At 67.7% G+C, this 25,231-nt stretch carries 30 protein-coding genes; all 30 read left to right on the top strand.

All coding sequences use genetic code 11. The features are described from left to right. The first annotated feature begins 52 nt into the window (after nucleotides 1-52). The 30 genes from AC07ZS_RS07630 to AC07ZS_RS07485 all read left to right on the top strand — a co-directional run bounded on the left by AC07ZS_RS07630 (nucleotide 53) and on the right by AC07ZS_RS07485 (nucleotide 25,216). Nucleotides 53-466: a transcriptional regulator gene (locus AC07ZS_RS07630; RefSeq protein WP_494797988.1), complete on the top strand. Its 414-nt coding sequence runs from the start codon at nucleotides 53-55 to the stop codon at nucleotides 464-466. After that, a complete protein-coding gene (locus AC07ZS_RS07625; protein WP_494797987.1) occupies nucleotides 463-744 on the top strand; it encodes a hypothetical protein in 282 nt (93 codons plus the stop codon). Before AC07ZS_RS07630 ends, AC07ZS_RS07625 begins: the two co-directional genes overlap by 4 nt. Beyond that, a complete protein-coding gene (locus AC07ZS_RS07620) occupies nucleotides 744-3,254 on the top strand; it encodes a DNA methyltransferase (protein ID WP_494797986.1) in 2,511 nt (836 codons plus the stop codon). Before AC07ZS_RS07625 ends, AC07ZS_RS07620 begins: the two co-directional genes overlap by 1 nt. Next, the gene (locus AC07ZS_RS07615; RefSeq protein WP_494797985.1) at nucleotides 3,251-3,496 is read left to right on the top strand and encodes a hypothetical protein; all 246 of its coding nucleotides are present in this window, start codon (nucleotides 3,251-3,253) and stop codon (nucleotides 3,494-3,496) included. Before AC07ZS_RS07620 ends, AC07ZS_RS07615 begins: the two co-directional genes overlap by 4 nt. Then, a complete protein-coding gene (locus AC07ZS_RS07610) occupies nucleotides 3,493-4,344 on the top strand; it encodes a hypothetical protein (protein ID WP_494797984.1) in 852 nt (283 codons plus the stop codon). The genes AC07ZS_RS07615 and AC07ZS_RS07610 overlap by 4 nt, the downstream gene beginning before the upstream one ends. After that, entirely contained in the window at nucleotides 4,341-5,765 is a 1,425-nt protein-coding gene (dnaB, locus tag AC07ZS_RS07605) for a replicative DNA helicase (RefSeq protein ID WP_494797983.1), read from the top strand. The genes AC07ZS_RS07610 and dnaB overlap by 4 nt, the downstream gene beginning before the upstream one ends. Continuing rightward, nucleotides 5,762-6,277, top strand: a complete 516-nt coding sequence (locus tag AC07ZS_RS07600) for a hypothetical protein (protein ID WP_494797982.1) — start codon at nucleotides 5,762-5,764, stop codon at nucleotides 6,275-6,277. The genes dnaB and AC07ZS_RS07600 overlap by 4 nt, the downstream gene beginning before the upstream one ends. Further along, the gene (locus tag AC07ZS_RS07595; protein WP_494797981.1) at nucleotides 6,274-6,510 is read left to right on the top strand and encodes a hypothetical protein; all 237 of its coding nucleotides are present in this window, start codon (nucleotides 6,274-6,276) and stop codon (nucleotides 6,508-6,510) included. Before AC07ZS_RS07600 ends, AC07ZS_RS07595 begins: the two co-directional genes overlap by 4 nt. Next, entirely contained in the window at nucleotides 6,507-6,719 is a 213-nt protein-coding gene (locus AC07ZS_RS07590; RefSeq protein ID WP_494797980.1) for a hypothetical protein, read from the top strand. Before AC07ZS_RS07595 ends, AC07ZS_RS07590 begins: the two co-directional genes overlap by 4 nt. Next, entirely contained in the window at nucleotides 6,716-7,138 is a 423-nt protein-coding gene (locus AC07ZS_RS07585) for a hypothetical protein (RefSeq protein WP_494797979.1), read from the top strand. The genes AC07ZS_RS07590 and AC07ZS_RS07585 overlap by 4 nt, the downstream gene beginning before the upstream one ends. A gap of 46 nt (nucleotides 7,139-7,184) precedes the next feature. Continuing rightward, nucleotides 7,185-7,610, top strand: a complete 426-nt coding sequence (locus AC07ZS_RS07580) for a Gp49 family protein (RefSeq protein ID WP_494797978.1) — start codon at nucleotides 7,185-7,187, stop codon at nucleotides 7,608-7,610. 9 nt (nucleotides 7,611-7,619) lie between these two features. After that, the gene (locus tag AC07ZS_RS07575; RefSeq protein ID WP_494797977.1) at nucleotides 7,620-7,913 is read left to right on the top strand and encodes a hypothetical protein; all 294 of its coding nucleotides are present in this window, start codon (nucleotides 7,620-7,622) and stop codon (nucleotides 7,911-7,913) included. Beyond that, nucleotides 7,910-8,173, top strand: a complete 264-nt coding sequence (locus tag AC07ZS_RS07570) for a hypothetical protein (RefSeq protein WP_494797976.1) — start codon at nucleotides 7,910-7,912, stop codon at nucleotides 8,171-8,173. Before AC07ZS_RS07575 ends, AC07ZS_RS07570 begins: the two co-directional genes overlap by 4 nt. Further along, entirely contained in the window at nucleotides 8,170-8,607 is a 438-nt protein-coding gene (locus AC07ZS_RS07565; protein WP_494797975.1) for a hypothetical protein, read from the top strand. Before AC07ZS_RS07570 ends, AC07ZS_RS07565 begins: the two co-directional genes overlap by 4 nt. After that, nucleotides 8,597-8,779, top strand: a complete 183-nt coding sequence (locus tag AC07ZS_RS07560) for a hypothetical protein (protein ID WP_494797974.1) — start codon at nucleotides 8,597-8,599, stop codon at nucleotides 8,777-8,779. Before AC07ZS_RS07565 ends, AC07ZS_RS07560 begins: the two co-directional genes overlap by 11 nt. Continuing rightward, on the top strand, nucleotides 8,769-9,398 hold the full coding sequence (locus tag AC07ZS_RS07555; RefSeq protein ID WP_494797973.1) for a hypothetical protein: 630 nt from the start codon (nucleotides 8,769-8,771) through the stop codon (nucleotides 9,396-9,398). The genes AC07ZS_RS07560 and AC07ZS_RS07555 overlap by 11 nt, the downstream gene beginning before the upstream one ends. Next, the gene (locus AC07ZS_RS07550) at nucleotides 9,395-10,852 is read left to right on the top strand and encodes a terminase (RefSeq protein ID WP_494797972.1); all 1,458 of its coding nucleotides are present in this window, start codon (nucleotides 9,395-9,397) and stop codon (nucleotides 10,850-10,852) included. Before AC07ZS_RS07555 ends, AC07ZS_RS07550 begins: the two co-directional genes overlap by 4 nt. Before the next feature lie 67 nt (nucleotides 10,853-10,919). Beyond that, nucleotides 10,920-12,977, top strand: coding sequence for a hypothetical protein (locus tag AC07ZS_RS07545; RefSeq protein WP_494797971.1), 2,058 nt, complete (start codon nucleotides 10,920-10,922; stop codon nucleotides 12,975-12,977). Between the two features lie 6 nt (nucleotides 12,978-12,983). Then, nucleotides 12,984-14,093, top strand: a complete 1,110-nt coding sequence (locus AC07ZS_RS07540) for a hypothetical protein (protein ID WP_494797970.1) — start codon at nucleotides 12,984-12,986, stop codon at nucleotides 14,091-14,093. A 299-nt stretch (nucleotides 14,094-14,392) separates the two neighbouring features. Continuing rightward, the gene (locus tag AC07ZS_RS07535) at nucleotides 14,393-15,442 is read left to right on the top strand and encodes a phage major capsid protein (protein ID WP_494797969.1); all 1,050 of its coding nucleotides are present in this window, start codon (nucleotides 14,393-14,395) and stop codon (nucleotides 15,440-15,442) included. Nucleotides 15,443-15,509: 67 nt separating this feature from the next. Continuing rightward, on the top strand, nucleotides 15,510-15,989 hold the full coding sequence (locus AC07ZS_RS07530; RefSeq protein ID WP_494797968.1) for a hypothetical protein: 480 nt from the start codon (nucleotides 15,510-15,512) through the stop codon (nucleotides 15,987-15,989). A gap of 22 nt (nucleotides 15,990-16,011) precedes the next feature. Beyond that, complete coding sequence (locus tag AC07ZS_RS07525) at nucleotides 16,012-16,992, top strand: hypothetical protein (protein ID WP_494797967.1); 981 nt, start codon at nucleotides 16,012-16,014, stop codon at nucleotides 16,990-16,992. 46 nt (nucleotides 16,993-17,038) lie between these two features. Next, a complete protein-coding gene (locus tag AC07ZS_RS07520) occupies nucleotides 17,039-17,734 on the top strand; it encodes a phage adaptor protein (RefSeq protein ID WP_494797966.1) in 696 nt (231 codons plus the stop codon). Further along, nucleotides 17,734-18,771: a hypothetical protein gene (locus tag AC07ZS_RS07515; protein WP_494797965.1), complete on the top strand. Its 1,038-nt coding sequence runs from the start codon at nucleotides 17,734-17,736 to the stop codon at nucleotides 18,769-18,771. Before AC07ZS_RS07520 ends, AC07ZS_RS07515 begins: the two co-directional genes overlap by 1 nt. Before the next feature lie 2 nt (nucleotides 18,772-18,773). Then, nucleotides 18,774-19,382, top strand: coding sequence for a hypothetical protein (locus AC07ZS_RS07510; protein WP_494797964.1), 609 nt, complete (start codon nucleotides 18,774-18,776; stop codon nucleotides 19,380-19,382). Continuing rightward, nucleotides 19,382-19,798, top strand: a complete 417-nt coding sequence (locus AC07ZS_RS07505; RefSeq protein WP_494797963.1) for a hypothetical protein — start codon at nucleotides 19,382-19,384, stop codon at nucleotides 19,796-19,798. Before AC07ZS_RS07510 ends, AC07ZS_RS07505 begins: the two co-directional genes overlap by 1 nt. Then, on the top strand, nucleotides 19,792-20,655 hold the full coding sequence (locus tag AC07ZS_RS07500) for a hypothetical protein (protein WP_494797962.1): 864 nt from the start codon (nucleotides 19,792-19,794) through the stop codon (nucleotides 20,653-20,655). The genes AC07ZS_RS07505 and AC07ZS_RS07500 overlap by 7 nt, the downstream gene beginning before the upstream one ends. Nucleotides 20,656-20,663: 8 nt before the next feature. Then, entirely contained in the window at nucleotides 20,664-21,362 is a 699-nt protein-coding gene (locus tag AC07ZS_RS07495) for a hypothetical protein (protein WP_494797961.1), read from the top strand. After that, nucleotides 21,362-22,786 (top strand): hypothetical protein, encoded by a 1,425-nt coding sequence (locus AC07ZS_RS07490; RefSeq protein ID WP_494797960.1) that lies wholly within the window; start codon nucleotides 21,362-21,364, stop codon nucleotides 22,784-22,786. Before AC07ZS_RS07495 ends, AC07ZS_RS07490 begins: the two co-directional genes overlap by 1 nt. Nucleotides 22,787-22,789: 3 nt before the next feature. After that, nucleotides 22,790-25,216: a hypothetical protein gene (locus tag AC07ZS_RS07485; RefSeq protein WP_494797959.1), complete on the top strand. Its 2,427-nt coding sequence runs from the start codon at nucleotides 22,790-22,792 to the stop codon at nucleotides 25,214-25,216. Nucleotides 25,217-25,231: the final 15 nt, after the last annotated feature.

Raw genomic sequence — 25,231 nt, 5'->3', positions numbered from 1 at the left:
GGATCGTGCTTTTTCTTTGCCCGAAGGGGGTAGTCAAGTGGCGTCAAAAGAATTGAATCCGGTTGAGCAGGGTGAGCTGGCGCTGTCGCGCCGCGCGCCGGCCAACGACATGCCGATCGAGCTGATCCGGCGACAGAAGACCGGGGCCGCAGCGTTCGCGCTGGCGTGCCAGTCGTCCGGGCTGGAAGACAAGGAGATCTACCTGGCGCTGGGCATCGACGCTGGGTACTTCTCCCGCATCAAAGCCGGCACGGCGACCCTGCAGGCCGACCTGGTGCCGTTCTTCTGCGACGTGGTGGGCAACCGCATCTATCCGGAGTGGCAGGCATTCCAGGTGGGCTGCACGCTGGTGCAGATCCAGTCCGAGGCCGAGCGCCTGCTCGCGATCGAGCGCGAAGCGCGCAAGGAAGCCGAGCTGAAGGTGCGCGTGCTGATGGAAACCTTCCACGCGAGGGCATCAGCATGACCACATCCTTCTACTGGCCCGGCACCAAGACGCCGATCAGCCGCGGCAACGGGTTTGACCTTGCGGCTCGCATGGCGCGCGGCCCCAGCATCTTCTGCAACCTCACCAGCAAGCAGGCCACGGCCGGCGCACACGGGGGCCACAAGAGCGCGTCCGTGGTGCCGGTGGTGGGCGGCCTGTCCGATCGCGCGCAGAAGCAGCTCAAGGCCACTGGTCGGCACGTGAGCGTGAAGAACGATCCCGCCAAGACGCGGCGCATCAGCAAGGCGGCCATCTGATGGGCGCGTACGAAGACTTCCTGCGCGCCAAGGTGAGGCTGGCCAGCTTCGACGGGTTCGACGTGCCCGAGGGCGACGTCAACCCCGCCTTGAAGCCGCACACCCGCGACATTGCTCGCTGGGCTGTGAAGGGTGGCAACCGCGCCATCTTCGCCAGCTTCGGCCTGCACAAGACTGCCACGCAGCTCGAAATCCTGCGCTTGGTCGGAGCGCGCCACCCCGACGCCTACCGCCTGCAGGTGCTGCCGCTGGGCGTGCGCCAGGAGTTCACGCGCGAGGCCGCGCTGCGCTTCACCGGTGAGCACGCGGTGGACCTGCGCTTCGTGCGCACAGACGCCGAGATCGACGATCCCGCGACCATCTACCTGACGAACTACGAGAGCGTGCGCGAAGGGAAGATCACGCCCGCGCGCTTCCGCGCCACCAGCCTGGACGAAGCGAGCGTGCTGCGCAGCTACGGCAGCAAGACCTATCAGGAATTCCTGCCGGCCTTCGCTCCCGTCGAGTTCAAGTTCGTGGCCACGGCCACACCCAGCCCGAACCGCTTCAAGGAGCTGATCCACTACGCCGGCTACCTGGGCGTGATGGACACCGGCCAAGCCCTGACCCGCTTCTTCCAGCGCGACAGCGAGAAGGCCGGCAACCTCACGCTGTACCCGCACAAGGAACAGGAATTCTGGATGTGGGTGGCGAGCTGGGCGGTGTTCATCCAGCGCCCGAGCGACCTGGGCCACAGCGACGAAGGCTATGTGCTGCCCGAGCTGGACGTCCGGTACCACGAGGTGCCGAGCGACTATGAGGCGTCCGGCAGCGAGAAGAACGGCCAGGGCCTGCTGATTCCCGACGTGGCCATGGGCCTGTCGGCGGCGGCCACCGAGAAGCGCAACAGCATGCCGGCGCGCGTGCAGCGCGTGCAGGAGCTGATCGCGTGCTCTCCCGATGATCACTTCATCGTCTGGCACGACCTCGAGGACGAGCGCCACGCCATTCAGGCGGCCGTGCCCGAGGCGGTCAGCGTGTGGGGCACCCAGGACCTGGAGGAACGCGAGCAGCGCATCGTGGACTTCAGCGACGGCCGCCACCAGATCCTGTCCACCAAACCCATCATCGCGGGCAGCGGCTGCAACTTCCAGCGCCACTGCCACAGAGAAATCTTCGCGGGCGTCGGGTTCAAGTTCAACGACTTCATCCAGTCCATCCACCGCGTGCACCGCTTCGGGCAGGCCGAGCGCGTGCGTATCGACATCGTGCACACCGAGGCCGAGCGCGAGGTGCTGTCCACCTTGAAGGAGAAGTGGGCCCAGCACGACGAGATGCAGGCCCGCATGGCCGAGATCATCCGCACCTATGGCCTGAACCATCTGGCCATGCAGGACACGCTGGCGCGCTCGATCGGTGTGGAGCGCCGCGTCGTCAAGGGCGAGCGCTTCGAGGTGGCGAACAACGACTGTGTGCTGGAGGCGCGCGAGCAGGCCGACAACTCGGTGGGCCTGATCGTCACGTCGATCCCGTTCGCCAACCACTACGAATACACGCCTTCGTACAACGACTTCGGCCACACCGAGGGGAACGATCACTTCTGGGCGCAGATGGACTTCCTCACGCCCGAGTTGCTGCGGATCCTGCAGCCGGGCCGCATCTACGCCTGCCACGTGAAGGACCGGATCAACTTCGGCAACGTCACCGGTGCCGGCGTGCCCACCGTGAGTCCGTTCCACGCCGAGGCGCTGTTCCATGGCTTGAAGCACGGTTTCGACTACATGGGCATGGTGACCGTGGTCACCGACGTGGTGCGCGAGAACAACCAGACCTACCGCCTGGGCTACTCGGAAATGCGCAAGGACGGCACGAAGATGGGTGTCGGCTCGCCCGAATACATCCTGCTGTTCCACAAGCCGCAGACCGATCGGAGCCGCGGCTACGCCGATCTGCCGGTGCGCAAGACCGTCGAGGAATACAGCCTGGCGCGCTGGCAGGTGGATGCACACGCCCTCTGGCGCTCGAGCGGCAACCGCCTGCTGGATGCCGAGGAAATGGCGGCCATGGGCCCGGCCAAGCTGGCCAAGTACTTCACCGAAGACAGCCTGCGCCGTGTGTACGACTTCGAGCACCACGTGAGCATCGGCGAACAGCTGCAGGCGCGCAACGCGCTGCCCAGCACCTTCATGAGCCTGGCCCCCGGGAGCCATCACCCGGACGTGTGGCACGACGTGAACCGCATGCACACGCTCAACAGCGACCAGCACCGGCGCGCTGTCGAGAAGCACGTCTGCCCGTTGCAGTTCGACATCGTCGACCGCGTGATCGAACGCTACAGCAACCGCGGCGAGGTGGTTTACGACCCCTTCCATGGACTGGGCACGGTGGGCGTGCGCGCCATCAAGCTGGGCCGTCTGGCTCGCGGCTCGGAACTGAGCGCCGCCTATTTCGCCGACCAGGTGCACTACCTGCGGCTGGCGGAGCAGGAAGCCAGCATGCCCTCGCTGTTTGACATGTTGGAGGCCGCATGAGCACCACGCCCCCACCCATGACCGAGCAGGAGCTCGACCTCCACATCAAGCACTGCGGTGAGCTGATGCAGAAGGCCTTCAAGGAAGAACGGCCGGACGAAGGCTACCAGCACATGCACGACATGTACGCGGCGATCCGAAGCCGCAGCCCTGAGCACAAGGCCCGCCTCACGGCCGAGCTGGAGGCGGGCGCGTGGTTCCAGAGCGCCGAAGCGCTGGACATGGGGAAGGCGGCACCGTGAAGCGTCCGGCCTTCCAGTTTTACCCGGCCGACTGGCGCAAGGACGTGGAGCTGCAGTCCTGCTCCATGGCCGCGCAGGGGCTGTGGATCAACGTCATGTGCCTTGCCCACGAGTGCGAGCCCTACGGGCACCTGACCATCAACGGCAAGGGCATGACGCCCGCGCAGCTCGGCCGGCAGGTCGGCCTGTCTGCCAAGGAATGTGAGGCCCTGCTGGATGAGCTACTCGACACAGGGGTGGCGCGCCGCACCGATGAGGGTGTCATCTTCAGCAGTCGCATGGTGCGCGATGAGGACTTGCGCAACCGCCGGGCAGCTGGTGGAACGGGTGGTGCGGAACATGGGATCAAGGGCGCGGAGGCCGGTTCAAAGGGGGGGCGTCCGCGCAAAGACAAGGGGGGTTACGAAACCCCCCTTCCGGGTTTCGAGAATCCCCCCCCTTCTTCTTCATCTTCTTCTTCATCTTCGGAGGAGAAGGAACCTGTCGGTTCCTCGTCGCCAGCAAAGCTGCCGACCTGCCCGACGCAGGCCCTGATCGACCTGTACCACGAGATCCTGCCGGACCTGCCGCAGGTGAGGCTGGCGACCAAGGACCGCACGCGGGCCCTGGCCAAGGCCTGGACCTTTGCCCTGCAGTCCCGGCGGGCTGATGGGTCACGACGCGCCGAGACGACCGAGCAGGCGCTGCAGTGGTTCCGCGACTACTTCGCCCGGGCCGCCCAGAACGATTTCCTGATGGGCCGCACGCCACGCAGCGGTGAACACGCGAACTGGCGCTGCGACCTCGATTTCCTGCTCACCGATCGCGGCATGAAGCACGTGATCGAGAAAACCCTGGACCCCGCATGAACATGACCGAACCCGAAGACTTCATGGCCGACCCCGAGGCCGCCACGCTGCGCGTGCCGCCGCACTCCATCGAATCCGAGACGGCGGTGCTGGGCGCGCTGCTGCTCAACAACGCCGCATGGGACAGAGTGGCCGACCTGCTGGCCGAAGCCGACTTCTACCGCAGCGAGCACCGCGTGCTGTTCGGCGCCATCGCCGCGCTGATCAACGCCAGCAAGCCCGCCGACGTGGTGACGGTCTTCGAGCGCCTGCGCGACCAGGGCAAGGCCGAGGACGCTGGAGGCCTGGGCTACCTCAACGGGCTTGCGCAGTACCTGCCCAGCGCGGCCAACGTGCGGCGGTACGCCGAGATCGTGCGCGAGAAGTCGGTGCTGCGCCAGCTGGTGGCCGCCAGCGACGAACTCGCCGCCGCGGCGTTCAACCCGGGCGACCGCACGGCCGCCGAGGTGCTGGACCAGGCGCAGCAGCAGATCATTGCGCTGGGCGACCAAGGCGCGCCGCGCGACGACTGGGAGGGCACGGAAGACGGCATGGTGGCGCTGCTCGGTCGCATCGAGGATCAAGCCCAGGGCACGGGCGGTCAGACCTTCGTGCCCACCGGCCTGGCCGAACTCGACGAACTGCTGAATGGCGGGCTCCGCGAGGGGCACCTGATCGCGCTGGGGGGCCGCCCGAGCATGGGCAAGACCGCGCTGGCCATGAGCATCGGTAACACGTTCGCCGAGGCCGGCCACGCGGTTGGCATGCTCTCGATGGAGATGCCGCGCACCGAGGTGCACGAGCGCCGCATGTCGATGGTGTCGCAGATCCACCTGAGCCGCGTCCAGCGCGGCGAGCGACTGCGGGATTTCGACTGGCCGCGGATCACCGAAGCGACGGAACGCCTGCGCCGCACGCCGTTCTACACCAGCGACCAGGTGGGCCTCAACATCAACCAGGTGCGCGCCAAGGCTCGCGCGCTCAAGCGTCGTCACGGGCTGCGCCTGCTGATCGTGGACTACCTCGGCCTCATGGCTGGCACGGACAGCAAGATGTCGCGCGCCTACCAGCTCGACGAGATAACCAAGGGCCTCAAGGGCCTCGCCAAGGAATTGGGCATCACCGTGCTGATGCTCGCCCAGATCGACCGCAAGGTGGAGCAGCGCACCGACCAGCGCCCGCTCATGTCCGATTTCCGCGATAGCGGGTCCGTGGAGCAGGACGCCGACGTGTGCATCTTCGTGTACCGGGAATGCCGCGCGAAGCCGGGCCTGCCCACGGAGTGGGACTACATCGCCGAACTGATCGTCGCCAAGCAGCGCGGCGGGGCCGCGGGCAAGGTGGAGGTGATGTACGTGGGAGAGAACACCCTCTTCAAAGACTGGCCCGAGGACCAGCCGAAGCCGGAATCCCGGGTTCGGGTGAAAGGCGGTGACCTGTGATCGTGCTCGGCATCGACCCTGGCCTGACCGGCGCGTGCGCCGTGCTCGGTCACAACGGCCTGTTGGCCGTCTTCGACATCCCCACCATGCCGATCCCCGGTGTCGGCCCCAAGGCGCTGGTGAAAAGCAAGGTGGACGGCCTGGCGCTGAAGACCATGCTGCTGGAGCTGTGCCCGGCCGGCGAGCCCATCGCCGCGGTGGTGGAGGCGGTGGGCGCCATGGGCGGGAAGAACAACAGTGTGCAGACGCAAGGCTCGCTGTTGCGCACGCTGGGCGCGATCGAGTGCGTGCTGGAGTGCTTCCGGTTGCCGGTGACCTACGCCCACCCCCAGACCTGGAAGCGCTTCTACGGTCTGATCGACTCCGATCTCAAGGACGCTGAGCGCAAGGCCAAGGCGCTGGCCACCGCCCGCGCGCTGTATCCCGGGTGCACCGACATCGCCCGGGCCAAAGACCACAACCGCGCCGAGTCGATCCTGATCGCGCACTGGCAGATGAGGAACAGCGCATGACGGGCATTGAGCAAGTCGGCATCGCGCTGTTCGGCGTGGCCGCCATCCGCCTGAGCCAGGACCATCGCGCCCGCGTGCAGCGCTGGGCCTGCATCAGCGGCTTGTGCGCACAGCCCTTCTGGTTCTGGACCAGCTACGCGAACGAGCAGTGGGGCATCTTCGCCCTGTGTTTCCTCTATTCGTGGGCGTGGTTCAAGGGCGTGCGCACTCACTGGATCCGGAGGCACACATGAGATCCACCTGGGCCAACATCCTGCCGGCCTCCGTGCTGGAGCAGGGCGCCGCCGATCCTGACTTCGCGCTCGAACACACCGAGGAACCGGATCCGAAGGATGCCGACACCGAGGTGGCCACCGACCAGTGGAACCTGCCCCCAGCCAAGGCTTGGGAGCCCAAGGCAGCGCCGACCGTGCTGCAGCGCTTCGCGGGGGTGTTCCGGTGAGGCACGCATACGACGTAGCCAGCCCGCGCCAGGCGCACGAGGCTGTGAACCACCTGTACCAGGACGTCATCAAGCCGCACACGCGCACCGGCGCGGCCGGCCGGGTGATCTTCGAGACCGTGAACACGCACCTGCGCCACGAGCTGCGCAAGATGTTCCACGGGCCCATCCTGTCCGACTTCGCCTTTCAGGTGTGGCTGTGGGACCCGATCGCAGAGCAGCGCGTCCGTTACACGCCAGCCGTGTGGAAGCGCCACCTGAAGGACCTGTTCTGCCCGGCCCAGTTCGACGATGCCGGTAAAGAGCTGCCGAAGTCCACCGAGAGGCTGAGCGACGACGAGTTCTCGGAGTTCATCGTCGCCGTGCAGGCCTACGGCGTGGTCGATTGCGGCATCACGTTTTCCGAGAAGACCGATTGAGGGCGACGCGGCCGCGCCCTCTACCGGCCGCAACTCAGAGGAATCCATGAACCACATCGCATCCCCAGACACCAGCGACAGCGCCATCGAGCGCGAAATCCAGGCCAAAGGCAAGACCGCACCGCGCGTCACTCCTGCCGACATCGAGGCGAGCATCGCCAGCTGGTGGTATTTCACCGCCGCCGAGGGCGCTGAAGGTGCGGCCGCAGCAGGAACGCCGCTTTCCGACCAGCCGCCTGTTGGCGCTGCCTCACCGCTTCGCCTGCTCACCTTCTGCGTGCTGGTGTTGCGCAACGGCTTCACCGTCACCGGCGAGAGCGCATGCGCCAGCCCGGAGAACTTCGACGCCGAGATCGGCAAGAAGATCGCGCGCGCCAACGCCGTGCAGAAGATCTGGCCGCTGATGGGCTTCGAGCTGAAAGAGCGCCTGTACCAGAGCATCCAGCCCCCGAGCGTTCCTTACCCAGCGTAAAGGCAGACCGTGCAGTCCAAGAACAAGAAGGCCCCCACGGTCGCCGAGGCGGACTACATCCGCTACGTCGCGCTGCAGCCGTGCTCGGTGTGCGATGCCGGCGGCGGCGAAGCCAACCCATCCGAGGTGCACGAGATCGTGCAGGGCCTCTGGTGGCTGGCCATCGCGCTGTGTGCTTCGTGCCACCGCGGCCCCTTGCTTGGCCTGCACGGTCAGATGTGGAAGCTGAAGAAGCTGGACGAGCAGGGCGCCCTGGCCATCACCATCCGACGGGTGTTCCTGGCAGCAAGGGCTGCAGCATGAGCCGCGAGAAGCGCATCCAGCGCCTGGGCAAGGACTTCACCATGGCCACCGCCCAGCGATCCTGCTTCGACAAGAAGCCGTTCGACACCCGCACGGCCGCCCGGGACTTCAACGCCCGCGGCGTCAAGGGCATGGCCAAGCACAGCCCACAGACCGCCTACCGCTGCAAGGTCTGCGGCATGTGGCACCTCACCAGCCTGGACAAACAGGCCAGCGCCGAAGCGCGCCGGCGCAATTTCCCAGGGAGGGCGAAGGGGTGACGCCAGCGATCTCGATCGAGGTTCGTGCACAGCTTGAGGCGCTGGGCCTGTGGCCGCTCGTCTCGGTTGCGCTCGCCCGGTCGCGGTCCTCGCGCGATCGCGCACAGCGCTGCCTGCAGGAGGCGACAGCCCGAGCCCGCCAGCTCGACCTGTTCGACGAACCCCTGCCCAAAGCCCGGCCCGCCAAGCCCCTGATCCCCAGGCCCATCGACGTGGAGAGCGTGCCCATCGGCGCCACCGTCCGAACACCAACCGGCGCGCTCGCTGAAGTCGTCGCATACCGTGGCGGCCGGAGAAGCGGGGGAGGGCAAAAGGACGACCACGAGCGCCTGGTCTGCCGATACCTCTCCGCCAAGAACCGCCGGTTCGGAACCCTCGTGATCAAGCCTGAGCTGGTCCAAGTAGTACCAAAGGAAGTAAGCCATGCGAAGTGATCAGACCAAGCCGCACATAGCACTGCGCGGCCAGTGGTGGGAATGCGCTTCCAGCGTGAACAGTCTGGGCAGAAGTGCCCGTGGCCCGCAGCTGCCTTTCTGGTACGTGGGGCAGGGCGCCACTCCTGCCGAGGCCTACGAGCACTGGAAGAAGGTGAAGCATGGGACGTAAGGCAGCCACGAAAGCCACGCCAGAAAAAGAGGTGAACGAGCTGGCCATGTTGGTTTTCCTGTCCGCCGTGAGCGAAGGGGCGACCATCGGAGAGGCTGCGCACGAGGCGGGCGTGAACCGAAAGACCGTCTACCGCTGGAAGGAAAGCGACGCGGAATTCGCCGAGGCCTGGGACGAATCGCTGGAAGAGGGCACCGAGGTGCTGGAGCGCGAGGCGGTGCGCCGGGCTGTGCATGGCGTGGAAGAGCCGGTGATCTACCAGGGCCAGCTCACGCCGATCTACGAGCACAACCCGGACGGCACGCTGAAGATGGTCGAGACGCGCGAGCGCAACGCCAAGGGCCGGATGGTGACGGTCTACAAGCCGGTGCAGGCGGTTGACGAGCAGGGAAACCCGCGATTCCTGACGGTGCGCAAGCCCAGCGACACGCTCATGATCTTCATGCTGAAGAGCCGGCGGCCGAACAAGTACCGCGAGCGCGGCAGCATCGACCACACCAGCGGAGGGAAGCCGCTGCCAGCACCAGCGCCTGGCGGCGGGGTGCTCGTGGTGCCGGGGATCATGACCGACGCGGCGGCCTGGTCGGCGCAGGTGCAGAAGGCCACGCCAGGCGGATGATCCTTCCCCCACCGCTGCCCCCCATCGCCTGGAAGCCGCACCCCGGCAGCCAGACCCTGTTCCTCGCCTGCCCGGTGTTCGAGTGCCTGTACGAGGGCACGCGCGGCCCGGGCAAGACCGACGCGCTGCTGATGTCCTTCGCCCAGTTCGTCGGGCGCGGCTTTGGCGCTGAGTGGCGCGGCATCCTGTTCCGGGAGACCTACAAGCAGCTGGCCGACGTGGTGAAGAAGTCGAAGCGGTGGTTCCGCAAGTTCTTCCCGAACGCCCGTTTCCTGGAAAGCCACGCCGACTTCAAATGGATCTTCCCCGACGGCGAAGAGCTGCTGCTGCGCGTGGGCGTGAAGGAGGATGACTACTGGGACTACCACGGCCACGAATACCCCTGGATCGGCTTCGAGGAACTGACCAACTGGCGCGACCTGAACTTCTTCGAGATGATGCACAGCTGCTGCCGCAGCTCGGTGGCTGGCATGCCCCGCATGGTGCGCGCGACCTGCAACCCCTACGGCCGGGGCCATGCCGCCGTGAAGGCCCGGTACCAGCTCGGCCGCGCCGGCGTGCCGCCCGGCACCATCATCCGCGACGGCGACACCGGCCGGGAGCGCACCTACGTGCACGGCGACATCCGCGAGAACACCACGCTGCTCGCCAATGACCCGGAGTACCTGAAGACCCTGGAGGGCACGAAAGACCCGAACCGCCGCAAGGCCTGGCTGTTCGGCGACTGGGACATCCACATCGGCGCGTTCCTGGAAGACGCCTGGGATCCGGAGCGCCACATCGTCAAGCCGTTCGTCATCCCAGCCCACTGGAAGCTCTGGCAGGCCATGGACTGGGGCTACGCCAAGCCCTACGCCGTGGGCTGGTTCGCCAAGGATCCGGAGGGAAAGACCTACCTCTGGCGCGAGCTCTACGGCATCGCCAAGGACGAGAAGGGCCGCATGCTGGCCAACACCGGCACGAAGGAAACGCCCGACAAGGTGGCCGCCCGGATCCTGGCGAGGGAAGCGCACGACGAGCGCCTGGGATACGAGATCGGACTGCGCCTGACCGGCCCCGACCTGTTCGCCAAGGGAGGCGCGCAGTACGGCGCGCAGAACACCCACTCGCAGACCTTCCGCCGCGCCGGGCTCAACTTCCGCCCGTGGTGGGCCGGGCCCGGGAGCCGCAAGGCCGGCGCGCTGCTCGTGAAGCAGGCTCTGGAACTGGACGAGCTGGCCATCTTCAGCTCGTGCGAGCACACCATCCGCACGGTGCCGGCGATCGAGCCGGACCCGGACGACCCGGACGACGTGGACACCGAGGCGGAAGACCACTGCTTCGACATGCTGAAGGCGGGCCTGATGCGTCGCACCAGCACGCCGGCCGAGGCCGTGGGCAGCGACAGCCCGGACCCGGCCACCGCAGGGGGCGCCAGGGTGTTGGAGGACGGCCGCCACGAGGTCGCGCGCTGATCACTTTCCGGCGTTCCCTGGGGCGTAGCGGCCAACATTACCGCCCAACACCCCCAGGACCAGCACCATGCAGCAACCTCTCGACGCGCCCGCGCCCAGCGTAAACCTGGCCTCGATGGAGGCGCCCAACGGCACCAGCACCAACCAGCAGGCCGACCCGCTGGTCAAGACGTGGATGGAGCGCGTCAAGGCGTCCGAGAAGCACTGGGGCACCTTCCACAAGCGCGTTGCCCACAACCGCAAGGTGGTGCGCGGCATCGACGACAAAGCCGAACCGGATACCGCGGCCTACAACAAGGACCGGGCGAACCTGATCGCCTCGACCATCAGCGTGGTGCTGTCCAAGGTGTACGCCAAGAACCCGGAAATGTCGGGCGAGCCCACGAACAAGTCGCGCCCGCTGCGCCTGTTCGCCGACACCGTGAGCACGGTCACCCAGACCATGCTGGAAGATGCCAAGCTCAAGCAGAAGGCCAAGCGCGCGGTGAAGGCGGCCATGACCTGCAGCTTTGGCGTGGTCAAGGTGCAGTGGCAGCGCGACATGAAGGAAGACCCGCACATCAAGGCGCGGATCGAGGACACGCAGGACAACCTGGCGCACATCGACGCGCTGCTGGCTGAGATCGAGGATCCGGAACAGCGGGGCGACAAGGAGGCGAAGAAGCGCGAGCTGGAGCAGGCGATCGCCGGGCTCGAAGCGCAGCGCGAGGTGGTGGCCGCCGAGGGCCTGACCATGGATCTGGTGCGCACCGAGCGCCTGCTGAGCGACCCCGCGGTGGAGGACATCTGGGACTATGCCTCCGGCGACTGGCTGATCGAGAAGATCCCCATGCGCAAGTCCAAGGCCAAGGGCCTGTTTCCCGACCTCGTGGATGCCGAGGGCGCCAGCCTGCTGGACCGCGCCACGATCTTCAAGGTGGGCAAGGACTCCAGCGAGGACGCACCTCGCCGTGGGCTCTACGCCGGCGCGACGCTGGTGGCCGGCGGCGATGACCCCATGGTCATGGTGTACGAGGCCTGGAGCAAGCTCGACAACACCATCTACACCCTGGTGGCGGGCATCGAATCCAAGTTCGCCCGAGAGCCGTACCACCCCGAGCGCTTGGGCGAGCGCTGGTATCCCTACTTCCTGCTGCCGTTCCAGTCGGTCGACGGCGAGTTCGTGGCCCAGAGCATGGTCGACGTGCTGGAGAAGCTGCAGCAGGAGCACAACGAAACTCGCGACAAGTTCGCCGAGGTGCGCCAGAACATCCGGCCGCACTTCACGGCCAGCGCCGACGCGGACGCGAAGTCCATCAAGAAGCTGGTGATCCCAGGCATCGGCGAGATCGTGACCGTGGACACCAACGGGCAGCCGTTGGAGAACTTCCTGAAGCAGGGCACGCAGCTGCAGATCGACCCGGCGGTGTACGACACCAGCCCGATCCGCAACGACTGGGAGATGGTGTCAGGTCTGCAGGATGCCGCGCGCTCCGTGGTGGTTCAGGCGAAGACCGCCACCGAGGCCGCCATATCCGACCAGTCGCTGGCCGCGCGCGTGGCCGAGTTCCGCGACCAGATCGAGGACTGGCTGACCGAGATCGCCCAGTTCGCCAGCGAGGTGTGCCTGCTCTCCATGACACGCCCGATGGTGGAAACGATCATGGGACCACAGCCCGCGCCGCCCGAGCCACCGAATCCGCTCATGGCGATGGCCAGCGCTGCGATGGGTGCGCCAATGCCCCAGCCGGAGCCGCCACCATCGCCGACCTACGAGTGGCCGGAGAACCCCTCGCCAGAGACGGTGTTCAACCTGATCCAGATGAAGATCCGGGCCGGCTCGACGGCCGCGCCGAACAAGCTCAAGGAACAGGAGATCTGGACGCGCGCGCTCCCGCTGATTCGCGAGATGGTGATGGTCATTCGCCAGATCGACATGCAGGGCGGCGACAGCGAGCCCGAGCGCGAACTGGTGCGCGAGACCGCCGCACGCTTCGACGAAACCATCGACGTCGATCGATTCCTTCCGCCCAAGCCAGCGCCGCAGATGGCTGCGCCCGCGCCTGGGCTCCCCCAGATTCCCGGCACCGCGTCGGGCATGCCGATGCCGGGCGGCCCAGCCCCGGCGCTCACTACCCTGCAGTGAAAACCCATGCTCATCAATACCCTCATCCGACGATTCTTCAACGACGAACCCGGCGCGGCCGGCGGTGGCAGTGCACCGGCTCCCGCGCCCAGCCCGGACGCCAGCGCCGCACCAGCAGAGGCGCCGGCCGCTGCGCCCGCCGAAGCACCTGCTGCTGCCCCCGCGGCTGAAGCGCCGGCCGACCCGTTCCAAGGCCTGAACACGCTGCTGGATGCCGTGGGCACTGACCCTGCTGCAGCTGCTGGCGCGCCCGCTGCGCCGGCCCCGGCCGCCGCTGCCCCTGTCCCAGCCGCTCCTGCCGCTCCTGCCGCCGCACCCGCAGCGCCTGGCCAGTTCGACGAGACGCCGCCCGAAGGAATCACCGAGCGCGCAAAGGCTCGCTGGAACGAGCTGACCGAGCGCGTGAAGAGCGTGCCCGAGTTGGAGCGCCGCGCCACTGAGGCCACGGAGCAGCTCGACAGCGTGCGCCGCATGGTGAGCGACAGCGGCCTGGCGCCCGAGGAATTCAACACCGTGCTCACGCTGGGCCGGCTGTACAAGTCGAGCAGCCCGCAAGACCTGCAGGCCGCACTGAACCAGATCGAAGGCCTGCGGGCCGACATCGCCACCCGCCTGGGCACCGAAGTCGCGGGCGTCGACCTGCTGGCCCAGCACCCCGACCTGCAGCAGCGCGTGGCGGGCATGACGCTGTCGCGCGAGGACGCGCTGGAGATGGTGCGCCTGCGCACGCAGAACCAGACGGCACAGCGCACCCAGCAGCAGACCGATGACTTCCAGCTGTTCCAGGCGAACGTGCAGAAGGCGGCCACGCAGATGGACGCCACGCTGGAGCAGCGGAAGCACCTGCCCGGCCACGACGCGAAGGTGACGTTCATCAAGGGGCATCTCGCTGACCCGGTGAAGCTGCAGCAGTTCGTCACCACCTACGAGCCGCACCAATGGCAGGCGGCCATCCTGATGATGTACGACGCCTACACGCCGCCGGCGCCGGCCCCCGCGCCTGCGGTGCCGCAACCATTGCGGCCCGGCAACGTCAGCAGCGGCGCGCCCGTGGCCACCGCGCCCAAGAACGCGCTGGACGCGGTGCAAAGCGCCTTCGCAGCAGCCGGCCTGTGACCGCAGGGCCCGCCCGATCACTTTTTGGCCGGGCGGGTTGACACGCGGCTGACACTCCGTCCCGCAGTCGCCATTGATGCAAGTCGTGAGCCGGGTTCGCAACCGGCGCTTCAGAGGCGGCGCACACGCCGGGGAAATCGCAAGCAAGAAGGGGTCGCGGCCTTCAGCACCTTGCAGGTGCCGCCCATCAGGTTGTAAGCCGAGGTCACCGCCGGCAGGGCAGCGCCGGCAAAAAGCCTCGACCACAGGGTGCGGTGGGTGGCGTGCAGAGCTCATCAACTTTGCACAGGAGAGGCACCATGCCCATTTCCGGACCCGACCTCGCAACGGTCACCGTCGCCGCGCTCGACAACTACATGCGCAACCGCCCGGTCGATCAGATCGGCACCGACCGGCCCTTCATCAAGATGCTGATGTCGGGCAAGAAGACGCTGCTGCCCGCCCGCCAGTTCTCGGTGGAGAACGTGCGCGACTCGTACGGCTCGAACTTCGCCTGGTCGTTCGGCGAAACCGCCCGCACCTTCAACAAGCGCTCCACCGTCAAGCAGGCTCAGTTCCCATGGCGCGTCGCCCTGGACGGCCTGTACCTCGACTGGGACATGCTGTTCTCCGCCGGCATCCGCGTCGACCCGGATCCTGCCAGCAAGGGCAAGCTGGTCCTGGAGCCCAACGAGAAGGTCATCCTCTACAACATCCTGACCGAGCACATGGAAGCGCTCGAGCTGGGCTTCATCGAGAAGCTGGACCTGGAGCTGCACCGCGATGGCACGGCCAGTGCTGACGCTGTGGTGGGCCTGGACGCGCTGGTGTCTCGCACCCCGGCCGTGGGTACGGTGGGTGGCATCAACGCTGCGACCAGCGCGATGTGGCGCAACTACTTCGCCGGTGCGGTGGCCACCAACGCCCTGCGCGCGACGATGGAAGCTGCCTGGCGCGCGTGCATCCGCAACGGCGGTGCACCGAACAAGATCCTGGCCGGCTCGACCTTCATCGACGCCTACGCCAGCATCCTGACGCTCACGCAGAACACCGAGGCGGGCAAGCCCAAGCAGATCGACGTGGCCACCGGCCAGGGCGCTCGCACCGGCCTGTTCTTCAAGGGCGTGGAGATCGAGTGGGATCCGACCTTCAGCGTGCTCGACACGCTGGAAGCACCGGTGGCCGCCTCGCTGTGGGAAAAGCGCTGCTACTTCCTGAACACCAAGCACGTGAAGTACGAAGACGACGAGATGTCCGTCTACAACCCCACGCCGCCGCACAACGTGCGCGCCACCTACGCATCGCTGGATCTGCGGTGCGCCATGAAGACGAACCGCCGCAATGCCAACGCGGTGATCGTCGCCGCCTGACGGTGGCCAGGGCTCGGCACTCGCCGGGCCCTTTTCCCTTTCATCCCTGCACACCCTGGAGATCTCCATGACTTCTCGAATCCTTGTTTCCACCATCGCGCTCCTGGTGGCGCGCGACGCCATGACCATCCTCCCTGTGACCGTGCCCGAGCACGAGGTCGAGGTGCAAAAGGCGGTGTTCGGCGAAGAAAACGTCCAAGTCCGCGGCATCAAGACCGAACCCACGGTGGTGACGGTCGAGGACGAGGGCGACCGCCTGGCCAGGAAGTACGGCACCGAGGCCGTCGAAGCCGCCTTCGGCGTGAACTTCAAGAGCAAGGTGGCCAAGGCCTGCGAATCCTTCAAGGTCGGCGACGCGCCGGACCAGGTGGACGCGGGCCTGGGTGGTTTCGATGGCACCGGCGAGCAGCCCGCAGCGCCCTCCCTGGCGAAGATGAGCAAGCCGCAGCTGCTGGAACACGCCGCCGCCATGGGCGTGGCTGTCGATCCTGCTGCCACAAAGGCCAAGATCATCGAGGCCATCGAAGCCGCCGGCGCACCGGCCTGACCACACCAGCACCACCTGAGCCATGACCCACGTCATCGAAAACCGCGTGTTGGAGGCCAGTACCTCCGCAGGTACTGGCCCCTTCACGCTCGCTGGGGCGGTGCTGGGCTATCGAACCTTCGCAGCCGTGTGCGCGGTGACCGACACCGTGCCGTACTACATCGAGGCCGTCGACGAGTCGGGGCGCCCCTCTGGCGAATGGGAATACGGCCTGGGCACCTACTCGGCGGCCAACCAGCTCACCCGCACCACGGTGCGCGGATCTTCCAACGGCGGCCTGGCGGTCAGCTTCTCGGCTGGCAGCAAGCTGGTCGGCCTGGGCATTCCGGCGCCATCGACAAGCGCCGCGCGCGCCGAATGGCGAGCGTCGCTGGGTATGACTGCCGTGGGCGAGGCCGTGGCAACCGCCGCCAGCCAGGCTGCTGCTCAGGCCGCCATCGGCGTTGTGCCTCCGGAGGTGGGCGAGGTGCGCGATTTCCTGCGCAGTACCGCGCCGGCGGGCTGGATCAAGGGCGACGGCGGCACCATCGGGAATGCCGCTTCTGGTGCCACCAACCGTGCCAACGCCGACACCGCGGCGCTCTTCACGCTGCTGTGGACCGAGTTTCCACAGACTGTCCTCGCCATCCAGACCAGCACCGGCGCGGCCAGCACGCGAGGTGCGAGTGCTGCCGCTGACTACGCCGCCAACAAGCGCCTGCCGGTACAGAACTTCCGGGCCAACGTGCGACGTGGCTGGGACGACGGCCGCGGCGTGGATGCTGGGCGCTTGCTCGGCTCCGAGCAGCTGGACGCGTTCCAAGGCCACGACATGAGCCTGACGCAGTTGGGCGGCACCGGCTCCTCCAACGGCTTTGGCGGCACCACTGGCAACGCCAGCGTCACGAATCCGTCGGGCACCCGTGTGGGACCACCGATTTCCGACGGCACGAACGGCGCGCCCCGCGTCGCCAACGAAACCCGCATGCGCAACATCGCCGTGCTGACCTGCATCAAGCTGTGATGGAGCCGGGCCGCGGCCCGGCACTGCAGCCTTTCAAGGACCACCGATGAGCACCCTGCCGCCCGTCAAGAACTTCCAGGCCATGCTGCAGACGCTGCGCAGCCGCTGCGGGCTGCATGCCACGCTGGGCAACACGCCGGCCCTGGAAGACATCCTCACCGAGGCCAACGACTACGTGTATGGGCAGCTCGATGACGGGCTGCCGATCACGTCCACGATCACGCTGCAGGCCAATGTGGCCGAGTACCCATGGGATTCCGACGAAGCGGAGCCGATTGCCCGGGGAAGTGTGCAGACGGTCTGGATCGAGCAGGGCGATTCAGAGCGTGTGCAGCTTCCCCAGGGCATCTCTCATGCGATCCGGGCCGACCAGTCGCTGCGCGCGATCCCGGAGCGCTACGACTCGCGGTACATCGACGGCGTGTTCTCCCTGGAGGTGTGGCCCATCCCGGACCAGACCTACAGGCTCTTCATCGATCACAACCGCGTTCTGACGCGCTTCACGCAGCCCACGGACAAGCCCAGCGCACCTGAGCGCCTGGTGATGGGCTACGCCATCGCGCTGGGCAAGGCGCACTACGGCAAGGCCGACGCCGACACCGCCGGCCAGTCGTTCAAGACCATGCTCTACAAGGCGAAGGTGAGCCAGAACGAGAACCGCCGCTTCCTGCCGCCCACCGCGTGCTCTCCCGGCCGGCCCCGCGTGGTGGCCACGGCCAACGGCTTTCGGCAGGTGGGCTGATGTCGTCGGTCACCTTTGATCGCTTCGATGGGGGCCTGCTGCTCGCGCGCCCCTCCAGCGTCGCGCCCGCGAACAGCCTGCGCAAGATGATCAACATGGACGTGCAGCCCGGCGGCTGGCTGCGCAGTCGCCCGAAGTGGAAGCCTGCTGTCGGCGGCTTCGAGCTGGGTCCGCAGTGGAAGGGCCTGGAGTCGAATGCAGGCTACCTGTGGACGTTCTCGTGCTGGGATGTGGTCAGCCCGGGCGCCAGCAGCGAGGTGGTGAACTTGGACACCGGCGATCGCATCGTCTATGCGTTCATCTCGACCGGCTCGGGTGGCAACTTCGCGGAGGCTTCGCGCGCGCGCCTGCTGGGTGTCGCGCGGTGGAACAACGGCTTTGTGGCGGTCCTCTCGCCCGACGATGGGGTGACGAACCACGCCGCTGTCTTTGCGGTGAACACGGGAACGCACGTGGTGACGCCTACGAGCATCGTGGACGCCACCATGCCGAAGTCGGGGATCATGGTGACGGCCGCCGGGCGCATCTTCGCCGCCTCCGACGATGGCCAGACCGTGCGCTTCTGCAAGGTCGGCGACCCCACCGACTGGACGGCGGCCAACAACGCCGGGTTCCTGCCCACCTCGCAGCATTTCGCCAGCGGCCAGCGCGTCTACGGGCTGGGCCTCTACCAGGGCAAGCTGGCGGTGTTCACCGACCAGTCGATCCAGCTCTGGAACATCGACCCGGACCCCACCGCCATGGCGCTGGAGCGCGTGGTCGATGGGGTTGGCACGCGGCACCACAGTTCCATCGTGCCGCTTTACGGCGACCTGCTGTTCCTGTCTGAGAGCGGCGTGCGTTCCCTCACCACGCTCTCCAACGCGCTCTTTCCCACCGACGTGGACGTGGGCTTGCCCATCAAGTCGTTCACGAAGTCGCCGGAGAGCCTGACCCGGTTCAGCAACGGTGGCCAGGCGCCGGCCGTCGTCAGCCTCGCGGCAGGGCCTGTGTCGCAGTACTGGATCAGCGCGCCTGGCCGCTGGACGGAGGGCTGAGCATGTTCGGTTCGGGCAACTTCTCCGCACGGCCGTTCTCGGCTGGCCAGATTCCGCAGCGCAACGTCGCGCTGGTGCCTCGTCTGGGCGAGTACGGCTGGGCGGCATGGACCTACAGCCGCCAAGCCAAGCTCAATGCCTGGGCTTGGCACGGGCTGGGCGTCAACGGCGCGGCCAACGTGCACGCCTGGGCCCAGTTGGGCAACAGCCTGTACCTGCGCAAGGAAAACGAACTGGCGCTCTACGTGATGCGCCCGGACGTGTTCTTGCTGGACGGCGAGGTGAACAGCGAGAGCACCTACGTCATGGCCGAGACGCAGTGGCTCGACTTCAAGGCCCCGGGGAACCTCAAGGCGCTCACGGGCATGGACTTCGACGGCCTGAACGTCCTGAGCGTGGAGGTGTACGTCTCGATCAACGGCGGGCGCACCGGTGAGCTGGCCGACACGATCGAGGTGGGCAGCGCAAACGGTGGCTGGACCTACAACGGCGACGTGCTCCCGGTGGAGGGCAGCGGCACCGAGTTCAAGCTGCGATTCATCGGGCACCCCGACCTGGAAGTGCAGGTCAACCGGCTGACGATCTACTTCGACGACCTGGGGCCCCAGTGATGGACGTCCTGTTCCTGAACACGCCCGCGCTGATCGAGAAGCACTGGCCGGCGGTGGCGGAGCTGGTCGCGCCGGTGGTGGCGCACGCGGCGCGCGGCGAGTTCACGCTGGAAGACCTGCAGGAGATGGTGCAGGGCGGGACCGCCATAGCCGCGCTGATGATCGAAGACGGCGCGCCACGCCTGGCCATGCTCTTCGAGTTCCGCCACTACCCGCGCAAGCTGGTGCTCAACGTCATGGCTCTGGGCGGCTGCGATCTGGCCCGCGCTGCGGTGACTTTCTGGCCCCAGTTCGTGGCCTGGGCCAAAGAATCGGGCGCTGACGAGATCGAGGCCTGCACGGCCCCGGCCATGACCCGGGTTCTGAGCGGCCTGGGCTTCCAACACACATATGACCTGGTGAGGCTCAAATGCTGATCTACTCGACTTCCGACCCCCGCCGCTTCGACCGCCGCCTGCACAAGGGCGGTGATGGTGGTGCCGGGCAGATGCGAGCCGACGAGGCGGAGCGCCAGCGCCGCGTGCAAGCGGCGGTGGACACGATCAACGCCACTTTCGGGGGCAAGGGCGTGGCGGCTCCTACCCGCGAGCAGTTCACCACGGCAGCGGCCCCGGCGTCGCGGATGCTCGACGGCTCCTTCGGTGACCTGGTGCCGCAGGTGGAGCAGCTGGCGGCCGAACCATCCTTCGACGAAGCGGGCTTCCTTTCCGCCATGAAGCAGTGGCAGGACTCGCAAGGCGCTGGCGAGCGCCGGGAGGCCATGTACACCGACATTCAGGATGCCACCCGCGACGTGGCCACGCGCGACCTCGACAAGCAGTTCACGCAGGCCAGCAACCAGAATCTTTTTGGCCTCGCGCGCTCTGGCTTGCTGGGGGGCTCGGTGGATGCCGAAGCCGGCGCAGACCTCACCACGCGCTACGGCGAAGGGAAGATTCGCGCCACGGCGGCCGGGCAGGGTGCTGCTGCCGATCTGCGCAGCGTGGACGAGAAGACGCGGCAGAACCTGATTTCCCTGGCGCAGTCCGGCATGGACACCGGCACCGCGGCTTCCATGGCGTCGGCCCAGATGGCTGCTGCTGCGGACACGGCGCGCGCCACGTCGCAAGGCGCCACGGTGGGCCGCCTGTTCGACGACATGGGCCAGGCCTACCTGACCAACCAGCAGCTGAAGGCGCGGTATCCCACCACCAGCACGCAGGGCACCAGCACCCCGGGCTACTCCAACAACCTGTTCGCCGGGAGTTCCTACGGCGGCACCGTTCGGAAGTGAGGTAGGAGATGGATCCGATCACCATTGGCCTCATGCTCGCGGGCGCAGCGATCACGGCGCACGGCCAAAACCAGGCACTGAAGAAGCAGAAGCGGATCGCCGTGGCTGGACAGCAGGAGCAGCTCGACGCCCGCAACAAGGCGACCGACGTCGCGATGCGCAGAGCACTGGAGTTCAACCCGGACAACCGGGCCGAGCAGCAGCAGGAGATCGCGCAGAACTTGGAGGCCGACTACCGCCAGGCCGTGGAGGGCACGCCCATCACGGCGCAGGGTGTTCAGGTGGGCAGCACGATCCCCACGGCCGCCGGGTCCGCTGACTTCCTGGCGGCCACCGCGCGCGAGAAGGCGAAGAGCACCGAATCCCTGCGCACGCTGGCCCAGTTGATGGGGCGCATCGGCTCGGCTGGCCAGCTGCGCCGCAACGAAGCCGTGGGCCTGGGCGACACGGCCGGGGAGATCGGGCGCATTCAGGACGGCGCGGCCAACATGAACCAGATCAGCAGCCATCAGGCGAACATGGTGACGCCCAGCCTGGGCTCGCAGATCGTGGGTGGTGCGCTGAGCGCGTACGGTGCCGGCCGCCTTGCGTCGTCGGGTGTGGGCGCGGCGAAGGCTGGCATGCCGTCGCTCGGGACGTACGCCAATCCCAATCTCATGGAAGTGGGCCGGCGATCTGCCTCGGCCTGGAATGCTGGAGGCATCTGATGCGATTCCGACTTGCAACCAGCGGGGCCGGCGGCGGTGGCCAGGAGCTTGCCGGCGGCGTGGGCAACCTGTTCCGCTCGATCGCGATGGCGCCCGCCATGGCCGCACAGGCTGGCGAGCAGGCGCGCGAAGCGCAGAGCCAGCTCGACCTGCGCAACGCACAGACCGCGCTCTACCAGGGCAAGGCCGGCGAGATCGAGGATCAGCGCGCGCGCAGCAGCCTGGGCTCCATGCTTGAGACGGCCATGACGCAGCGCGGTGTGCCGCTGCACCAGCAGGGCGAGTTCGGGGGCTTCATGCGCACCGGCCAGATGCCCGGCCAGTACGTCACGCCCGCCGATGGCGTCGGCCCGGTGCTGCCCGCGCCGAAGATCTACCAGGACGACACGGCCGCGCGAATCCTGCAGACGCTCGGGCTCACCAACACCGCGCTGACCGTGGGCGACAGCAACAGCTTGAATATCGCCAAGGCTGTCGGCGAGTATCAGGACCAGGACATCACCGGCGAGGCCGTCGCGGCGGCGCGCGGTGGCAACGACATGCTGATGAGCCGTCTGAACACCGTGCGCGGGAAAAAGGAATTCACGCCATTTGCGGCGGTGGGCACCACCGGGACCGCACTCAACCAGGTGACAGGCACCCAGGATGTCGCGAACGCAGGCCTGCGCGCGCTCTTCGGCGACAAGACCATGGCGGAGATCGAGGCCGATAGGGCCCGCGCCAAAGCCTCCAATGCATCCGCAGCGAGCAGCTATGCCACGGCAGAAAAGACCAAGCAGGAGCGCGAGCAGGGCGCGAAGGGGGTGCTGCAGCAGACCGACCAGGGTCTGCTGTTGGTGAACCCACGCACCGGCACTGCAACCGCGGTGATCGGCCCCGACGGCAAGCCAGCTGGCGCCAAGCCGTCCGGTTCTGCGAACAACATCAGCGAAGGCGAGCGCAAGGCTGCCACGCTGCTGGCGCGTCTTCGCGGCTCGCAGGCCCAGCTGCAGGCTGCGCTGGAATCGAAACCATCAGCTGCCAAGCCAGGATATGCCGCCGAGGCGGTGCGCGCGATTCCCCTCGTTGGTGGTGACACGCCTGCCAACCTGCTTACCGGAGAGACGCGCCAGCAGATCGAAGCTGCACAGCTGGACATGCTGGACGCCGCGCTGACGTTGGGCACCGGCGCCGCGTACACCAAGGAGCAGTTGCGCGGCTATGCGAAATCCTTCTTCCCGCAGATCGGTGACGAGCCGAAGACGGTGGCAGACAAGAAGGACCGTTTGGCCAACGTGATCCGGTCTGCAGAGATTGCTGCCGGGCGTGCTGAGGCACTGGTGCCAAAGCCTCCACGGCCATCTGCGCCGGGTGGCGCGTCTGGCGGCTGGGATGCTCCTGGCGGCGGATCAGGCAGTGGCTGGTCGATCCAGCGAGTGGAGTAACCCATGGCCAAGTTCAAGATCACCGGCCCCGACGGCGGCACCTACGAGATCTCCGCGCCAGACGGCGCCAGCGAGCAGGATGTGCTGGCCTACGCGCAGCAGAACTTCGGCGGCGGGCCGAAGGCTGCGCCTGCGGCTCCCTCGGCTCCCAAGGTCGACGCGCCAACCAGCGGGCTGGCCATGGGCCTTCGCGACCCGATCGACGCCGGCGCGCAGCTGCTGCGCCGCCTGGTGCCGGAGAGCGTGGGGCGGGCGGTGGACAACGCCGGCAACTGGTTGGCCGACAAGGGGCTGCCCGTGGCGCGCTCTTCGGGCGTGCAGGGCGTGGACAGCATCGTGCAAGGCGTCAACAAGGGGTATGACCAACAGCGCCGCGCCTCGCAACCTCCGACGCTCGGTGGCCTGATCACGGGGGAGCGCGAGGATCCGGGGTTCGACTGGGCGCGCCTCGGCGGCAACCTGGTCAACCCGGTGAACTACGTCGGCGGCAGCGCACTCAAGGGCGCGACCACCGTGGGCCAGCTCGCGCGCGGCGGGGCCGTCGCTGGCGGCGTCTCGGCGCTGTTCCAGCCGGTGGTGGATAACACGGAGAACTTCTGGAGCGCCAAGGCTGGCCAGGCCGCCCTGGGCGCGGCCACCGGGGGCGTGATGACCCCGGCCGTCGCCAAGGTCACCCAGGCCGGCGCGCGCGGCTTGCAGGCCCTGACCTCGCCCACGCCTCGCGGGCAGGTGTTCACCCCCGACGGCGTCAACATCCGCGTGAACAACATCCTGCAGTCGCAGGGCATGAACCTGCAAGACGCGCCGGACGTGATCCTTCAATCGGTGCGCCGGCAGGTCGAAGAGGCGGGCCGCACTGGCGCGCGCCTGGATCCTGCTGCGATGGTGCGCCGTGCGCAGTTCGAGGCCGTGGGCCTGGCGGGAGACGCTGCGCCGACCATGGGGCAGATGACGCGCGACCCGATGCAGTTCGCAAACGAGAAGAACCTGTCCGGCGTGCAGCTCAACCGCGGCGCGCGCGGCATGGGCAACGACCTGGCCGACCGCTTCAACCTGCAGAACCAGCGCCTCGGCGAAGTGTTCGACCACATGGGGGCCCGGGAGGCCACCGACCGCGTGACGGCCGGCCAGACCTTCATGGACGCCCTGCGCGCGGCCGACGCGCCGGTGCGCTCCAACGTGGACGAGCTGTACACCACCGCGCGCGGCATGAACGCCGGCCGGGCCGCCGACCTGGAACGCGCCACCTTCAGCACGAACGCCAACCGCGCGCTGGACGAAGGCATGTTCGGCGCGTTCCTGCCGTCCGAGGTGCGTTCTCTGCTCAACACGATTTCCGACGGCCGCGCGCCGTTCAACGTGGACGCGGCGGTGCAGATCGACACCCTGCTGTCGCAGGCCCAGCGCAAGGCCGAGCGGGCAGGGGACGCGGCTGGGGCCCGTGCCGTGGGCGTGGTGCGCGACGCGCTGCACGGCACGCCTCTGGCCGCCGCGCCGGCCCAGGCTGCAGCAGGTGCTGGCGGCATGGCCGACGACGTGGCGCGCGCCGCCGGTGAGGTGTTTGACGACGGCGTGACGGATGTGGTGCCGCGCATGGCGCCTGAACTGCCTGCGCCGCCCGGTACCGCGCTTTCCGCTGGTGTGGAGTTCCCGCAGCAGCCCGTGCCCGGCACCGCCTTGGGCCCGGCCATCCCGCCGCAGGCCGCCCCGATCGACGAAGGCGCCGCAGCGCGCGCCGCGTTCGACCAGGCGCGCCGCGCCGCGCGTGACCGTTTCGCCACCATCGAGGCCACGCCCGCGCTCAAGGCGGCGCTGGACAACGAGGCGCCGGACAGCTTCGTGCGCAACTTCATCCTGAATGCCGACGTGGGCGACGTGCAGTCCATGCGCAACGTGCTGCAGAACAGCCCGGACGCGATGGCCCAGGCTCGGGCCCAGGTCGCCGACCACCTGAAGCGCGCGGCGTTCGGTGAGAACCCCAGCGGCGACAAGGCCTTCACGGCTGACCGCTACCTCAACACGCTGCGCGCCATGGGGCCGCAGAAGCTGGAAGTCTTCTTCACCCCCGCCGAGATCGTGCGCCTGAACCTGGCCGGCAAGGTGGCCAGCGACATCAACAGTATCCCGGCCGGCGCCAAGTACGGCACGAACACCAGCGGCACGGGCGCGGCCGTCATGAACCTGCTGTCCCAGCTCAGCAGTGGCGCGGTGGGGCGAATTCCAGTGGTGGGGCCGGTGGCTGGTCTGATTTCCGATCGGGCCGGCGCGATGCGCACCGAGCGGGCGATCGGACAGGCGCTCTCACCAGCGGCCGAGCAGGCTGCGCAGTCGGCGCGCGAGCTGTCGCCCGAAGTTCTCCGCGCGCTCCAGCTGATCTACCCGGCGGGCGGCGTCGCGGGCGGCGTTCTTGGCGGCGCGTCGATCAACTAGCCAGTGGACGGGCGC

The organism is Hydrogenophaga sp. GW456-12-10-14-TSB4 (assembly GCF_059424305.1).
The sequence above is the reverse complement of the archived record's forward strand: the minus strand, read 5'-3'. Positions and strand labels throughout refer to the sequence as shown.

Bases quoted from the DNA above. Each gene is read 5' to 3' on its own strand.
- AC07ZS_RS07625 (WP_494797987.1), top strand. From the start codon at position 463: ATGACCACATCCTTCTACTGGCCCGGCACCAAGACGCCGATCAGCCGC.
- AC07ZS_RS07620 (WP_494797986.1), top strand. From the start codon at position 744: ATGGGCGCGTACGAAGACTTCCTGCGCGCCAAGGTGAGGCTGGCCAGC.
- AC07ZS_RS07615 (WP_494797985.1), top strand. From the start codon at position 3,251: ATGAGCACCACGCCCCCACCCATGACCGAGCAGGAGCTCGACCTCCAC.
- dnaB (WP_494797983.1), top strand. From the start codon at position 4,341: ATGAACATGACCGAACCCGAAGACTTCATGGCCGACCCCGAGGCCGCC.
- AC07ZS_RS07595 (WP_494797981.1), top strand. From the start codon at position 6,274: ATGACGGGCATTGAGCAAGTCGGCATCGCGCTGTTCGGCGTGGCCGCC.
- AC07ZS_RS07590 (WP_494797980.1), top strand. From the start codon at position 6,507: ATGAGATCCACCTGGGCCAACATCCTGCCGGCCTCCGTGCTGGAGCAG.
- AC07ZS_RS07580 (WP_494797978.1), top strand. From the start codon at position 7,185: ATGAACCACATCGCATCCCCAGACACCAGCGACAGCGCCATCGAGCGC.
- AC07ZS_RS07570 (WP_494797976.1), top strand. From the start codon at position 7,910: ATGAGCCGCGAGAAGCGCATCCAGCGCCTGGGCAAGGACTTCACCATG.
- AC07ZS_RS07560 (WP_494797974.1), top strand. From the start codon at position 8,597: ATGCGAAGTGATCAGACCAAGCCGCACATAGCACTGCGCGGCCAGTGG.
- AC07ZS_RS07555 (WP_494797973.1), top strand. From the start codon at position 8,769: ATGGGACGTAAGGCAGCCACGAAAGCCACGCCAGAAAAAGAGGTGAAC.
- AC07ZS_RS07550 (WP_494797972.1), top strand. From the start codon at position 9,395: ATGATCCTTCCCCCACCGCTGCCCCCCATCGCCTGGAAGCCGCACCCC.
- AC07ZS_RS07545 (WP_494797971.1), top strand. From the start codon at position 10,920: ATGCAGCAACCTCTCGACGCGCCCGCGCCCAGCGTAAACCTGGCCTCG.
- AC07ZS_RS07540 (WP_494797970.1), top strand. From the start codon at position 12,984: ATGCTCATCAATACCCTCATCCGACGATTCTTCAACGACGAACCCGGC.
- AC07ZS_RS07535 (WP_494797969.1), top strand. From the start codon at position 14,393: ATGCCCATTTCCGGACCCGACCTCGCAACGGTCACCGTCGCCGCGCTC.
- AC07ZS_RS07530 (WP_494797968.1), top strand. From the start codon at position 15,510: ATGACTTCTCGAATCCTTGTTTCCACCATCGCGCTCCTGGTGGCGCGC.
- AC07ZS_RS07525 (WP_494797967.1), top strand. From the start codon at position 16,012: ATGACCCACGTCATCGAAAACCGCGTGTTGGAGGCCAGTACCTCCGCA.
- AC07ZS_RS07520 (WP_494797966.1), top strand. From the start codon at position 17,039: ATGAGCACCCTGCCGCCCGTCAAGAACTTCCAGGCCATGCTGCAGACG.
- AC07ZS_RS07515 (WP_494797965.1), top strand. From the start codon at position 17,734: ATGTCGTCGGTCACCTTTGATCGCTTCGATGGGGGCCTGCTGCTCGCG.
- AC07ZS_RS07510 (WP_494797964.1), top strand. From the start codon at position 18,774: ATGTTCGGTTCGGGCAACTTCTCCGCACGGCCGTTCTCGGCTGGCCAG.
- AC07ZS_RS07505 (WP_494797963.1), top strand. From the start codon at position 19,382: ATGGACGTCCTGTTCCTGAACACGCCCGCGCTGATCGAGAAGCACTGG.
- AC07ZS_RS07500 (WP_494797962.1), top strand. From the start codon at position 19,792: ATGCTGATCTACTCGACTTCCGACCCCCGCCGCTTCGACCGCCGCCTG.
- AC07ZS_RS07495 (WP_494797961.1), top strand. From the start codon at position 20,664: ATGGATCCGATCACCATTGGCCTCATGCTCGCGGGCGCAGCGATCACG.
- AC07ZS_RS07490 (WP_494797960.1), top strand. From the start codon at position 21,362: ATGCGATTCCGACTTGCAACCAGCGGGGCCGGCGGCGGTGGCCAGGAG.
- AC07ZS_RS07485 (WP_494797959.1), top strand. From the start codon at position 22,790: ATGGCCAAGTTCAAGATCACCGGCCCCGACGGCGGCACCTACGAGATC.